Origin of the sequence: Reyranella sp., assembly GCF_036558665.1 — a bacterium.
Lineage (GTDB): Bacteria > Pseudomonadota > Alphaproteobacteria > Reyranellales > Reyranellaceae > Reyranella.
This window is the reverse complement of record NZ_DATBFE010000042.1, coordinates 1-3,645: the sequence shown is the minus strand read 5'-3', so window position 1 is coordinate 3,645 and position 3,645 is coordinate 1. Positions and strand designations below refer to the sequence as shown.

Sequence of the window (3,645 nt, the reverse complement as noted above, 5' to 3'; positions counted from 1 at the left end):
GCATGACCGCCGACTTCTTCGAGTTCCCCCACGACGTGCTGGGGAGGACCGCCACCCGCATCATCAACGAGGTCGCCGGCATCAACCGCGTCGTTTACGACGTAACCAGCAAGCCGCCGGGGACGATCGAGTGGGAGTGATTTGGCGTCCTTCGCCGACTATCGCCAACGTTCGGACTATCCTCCTAAATCGCTGTAATTAAAAGCAGAAACTTGCATCGTCTATCGCCCGCTATCGCGGGCGAGCAAGATCATCTGTCGGCATATTTGACGGTATGCAGAATCTTGCAGCCGGGCCTCGCAGACGATACCGTCAGCTTAGAGATGCCCCTCTGACGGTATTTTCAAACACCTAAGTGTTTGAAAATGCGCAATGAAATCGTCGCGGAGGGGTGCTTTTTGGGCCGACGGTATTTCAGCGTAGGGGAGGCCTGGCCATGCTCACGGACACGACGCTCAAGCACCTGAAACCAACGGATAAAATGTACAAGGTCGCAGACCGCGACGGCATGTACGTGGTCGTGACGCCGTCCGGGTGTCTGATCTTCCGGTACGACTACCGTCTCAACGGGCGGCGCGAAACTCTCACTCTCGGCCGTTACGGCGATGCCGGCATCTCGCTCGCGCGCGCCCGGGAGAAGTGCCTCGATGCGCGACGCGCCGTCGCCGAGGGACGCTCACCTGCCCAAGAGAAGCAACGTGAGAAGCGGCGGCTCAAGGAATCCCGGAGCTTCGGTGAGTTCGGCGAGCGGTGGTTCGAGGGGGCTCCGATGGCGGACAGCACACGATCGATGCGCCGGGTTATCTTCGATCGCGATATCGTGCCGGTCTGGAAGAACAGGCTCCTGACAGAGATTACGCCAGATGACCTGCGCGCCCTCTGCCTGAAGGTGAAGGACCGGGGAGCACCGGCAACCGCCATTCACGTCCGCGACATCGTCAAGCAGATTTATGGCTTCGCCATCCTTCACGGCGAGAGGATCAAGAATCCAGCCGATGACGTCGGTCCTGCCTCGATTGCCACGTTCGCCCCGCGGGACCGGGCGCTGTCCCCCACCGAGATTCGCATCGTGCTGCGTCAGCTGGAGCATGTGCCGACGCTGCCGACCATTCGTCTCGGTCTCCGCTTGATCTTGCTCACCATGGTGCGCAAGAGCGAGCTGCTCGAGGCCGTCTGGGATGAGGTCGATTTCGAGAACGCCGTTTGGAGCATCCCGAAAGAGCGGATGAAGCGCGGCAAGCCGCACAACGTGTACCTGTCGCGGCAAGCGCTCGACATCATGGTCGCCCTCAAAACCTGCGCCGGCAACTCGCACTATCTTCTTCCGTCGCGCTATGACGCCGACGCGCCGATGTCCCGGGCGACCTTCAATCGGATTACGGTCGCCGTGGTCGAGCGCGCCAGAAAGGAGAACCTGCCGCTCGATCCGTTCACCGTTCACGATCTTCGGCGTACGGGGTCAACGCTCTTGAATGAACTGGGCTTCAACCGGGATTGGATCGAAAAGTGTCTGGCTCACGAGGAAGGCCGCTCGTCGCGGGGCGTCTACAACAAGGCCGAATACGAGCAGCAGCGCCGTCACATGCTGCAGGAGTGGGCCGATATGGTCGACGCCTGGGTTGAAGGACGCAGGCGGACGCCGACGCTCTATCCGCTGTCGATGCAGTTGGTCGACGAGGCCGCTACCGCCTCACGGGTCGGCTCTTCCGGCGACCAACGTCCGGCGGTGACGTCGGCTTGATCGCCCGAGCTGCGGAGGCGCCTCGCCGGCGCTCGATCCAGCCCAGGACCTCGCCGAGGTCCCACGCCGCGCAACGCGGTGTCAGATAGAAGCGCTTCGGAAAATCGCCTCGTTGCTCCATCTCGTAAATCGTGGTGTCGGAGAGAGGTACGAGCTGCCGCAATTCCTTCCGTCGTATCACGCGCTTCAGATTCGGTAGGCGCCTGGATGACTGCACTTCAGGCATGTTGTCGGCGATGCCATGGTTTGGCTTTTCTTCCAGGGAGAGGTTTGCCTGCAGATCTCTGCTAACGGTCTTCATGGCCTTACCTAAACTGAGGGGAGCGTGACAGCCACTTGGTGATTCTCGGTGGCGCAGTCGTCGTTCCGCTGATCCAGGCGAGGGCAGCCCTCGATCCAGGCAATCACCTCGGCCGGCACCCACGCGACGCGATTGGGACCGACGCGGCGGCGCTGCGGGAACCGCCCACGCTTCATGTAGCGATAGATCGACGGCCGCGACAAACCGGTCTTCAGGATGACGGTCCTGATATTCCACAGCAGTTCCTCCGGCGGCTCGGAACCGCAGTCAGCGCCATTGTGTAACGTCATCATGGTTCCCCTTCCTGCATCACGCCATGCGAGCGGCTGCGCGCCAGCGAAGCCGGCACCACCTCGGCGGGACGATGGAGTATGAAAGACGGCGTGGAGCGCTCAGAACCCGCGAATTCCCGGATTTCCGTGAGTTGGGCGCCTTCGATCATGTGGGCTGCAACGGAGGTGCCGAGAATGGTCGAGCCGAGCGACGAGACGAGCAGCGCCAGCACGGCGAACGAAGCGAAGGCGGCGGAGCGCCAAGCCTTCTCTTGCGCGCGAGCGCGGGCCAATCGCATGGACCACGCGTGGCGCGCGCGGGCATACGACAGGGCAGCGGCCGGTTCGAGTCCGAGTCCTCCCGCGAAGGCGTGTATCGGGTGCGCCGGCAGGTAGCCGAGAGCGGTCTTGCGTTCCGGGCGGATGAACCACGCGAAGGCAGCGGCCTGCAGCACGAGGCCGAGGCCGAGCGCGGCCTGGTGGGCCTCGGCCGGGTAGTGCCCGTCTTCTGCCGGCCACAGGGCGACGATGAAGCCGGAGAGGCACTGCAGGCCGAAGGCAGTGCCCATGTTGAGCACACCGAGGGCGGCGTTGGCGCGGCCCGACACCTCCTTGGGGAAGTACTGCGCCAGCACGGCGAAGCTGAGCACGGTGGCGGCGCCCGCGGCGGCGATCACGGCGAACGGGACATAGGACGGCACCGGCAGGCCGAGCAGCAGCGCGAGCTGGGCGGCCATGGACAGAGCGAGCGTGCCGCTGAGGAACAGCTCGGTCGGGATGCCCGCGCGGCGCAGGCGCTCGGCGGCGGCTCCCAGCAGCAGGGCGCTCGCGGCGAGCGCCACCGCCATGAAGGTGAGATGCGCGACGACGGCAGGCCGGTCGAGCCCCGCAACATCGGCGAGCCAGGGCGCCGCCCACAGGCCCTGCAGCGAGAAGGACGTGCCGACGCCAAGCGCCGCCAGGGGGGCGATGCGCAGGACGCGCGGGTCCAGGTAGATGGCGAGGAAGCCGATCTTCGATGAGGCAGCGGTCTGCGTCGGCGACTTCCTCTCCGGCACGACGAGCAGGATGATGAGCGCCACGACCGCCGAGGCCACAGCGAGAGCGGCGAACAGCCCGCGCCAGCCTGTCGCCCGCACCACCGCCTCGGCCGGCCCTGTCGCCGACAGGGCGCCGAGCGCGCCCAGCATGATGTACCAGCCGTTGGCGAGGGCGACGCGCTCGGGCGGGAACCACAGGACGATGGCCTTGAGGCCGGCCATCAGGCCGACGGCGACGCCGAGGCCGATCAGGGCGCGGCCGACAAGGAGCGTTGCCACGCCGTCGGCAAG

General features: G+C 65.2%; 5 protein-coding genes. 2 read left to right on the top strand and 3 right to left on the bottom strand.

The genetic code is table 11. The features are described 5' to 3' along the window. On the top strand, positions 1-140 hold a 140-nt coding region (locus VH499_RS06485; protein ID WP_332051885.1), incomplete at its 5' end, for a hypothetical protein. A 296-nt stretch (positions 141-436) separates the two neighbouring features. Next, positions 437-1,741, top strand: coding sequence for a tyrosine-type recombinase/integrase (locus VH499_RS06480; RefSeq protein ID WP_332051883.1), 1,305 nt, complete (start codon positions 437-439; stop codon positions 1,739-1,741). On the opposite strand, the gene VH499_RS06475 is transcribed toward VH499_RS06480, so the two are convergent. The 3 genes from VH499_RS06475 to VH499_RS06465 all read right to left on the bottom strand — a co-directional run. Next, a complete protein-coding gene (locus tag VH499_RS06475; RefSeq protein WP_332051884.1) occupies positions 1,683-1,967 on the bottom strand; it encodes a helix-turn-helix transcriptional regulator in 285 nt (94 codons plus the stop codon). The two genes, VH499_RS06480 and VH499_RS06475, sit on opposite strands and share 59 nt — an antisense overlap. Before the next feature lie 83 nt (positions 1,968-2,050). After that, a complete protein-coding gene (locus VH499_RS06470) occupies positions 2,051-2,335 on the bottom strand; it encodes a helix-turn-helix transcriptional regulator (protein ID WP_332051882.1) in 285 nt (94 codons plus the stop codon). Further along, the coding region (locus tag VH499_RS06465; protein WP_332051881.1) for an MFS transporter at positions 2,332-3,645 on the bottom strand (1,314 nt) is incomplete at its 5' end. The genes VH499_RS06465 and VH499_RS06470, both read right to left, overlap by 4 nt.

Bases quoted from the DNA above. Each gene is read 5' to 3' on its own strand.
- VH499_RS06480 (WP_332051883.1), top strand. From the start codon at position 437: ATGCTCACGGACACGACGCTCAAGCACCTGAAACCAACGGATAAAATG.
- VH499_RS06475 (WP_332051884.1), bottom strand. From the start codon at position 1,967: ATGCCTGAAGTGCAGTCATCCAGGCGCCTACCGAATCTGAAGCGCGTG.
- VH499_RS06470 (WP_332051882.1), bottom strand. From the start codon at position 2,335: ATGATGACGTTACACAATGGCGCTGACTGCGGTTCCGAGCCGCCGGAG.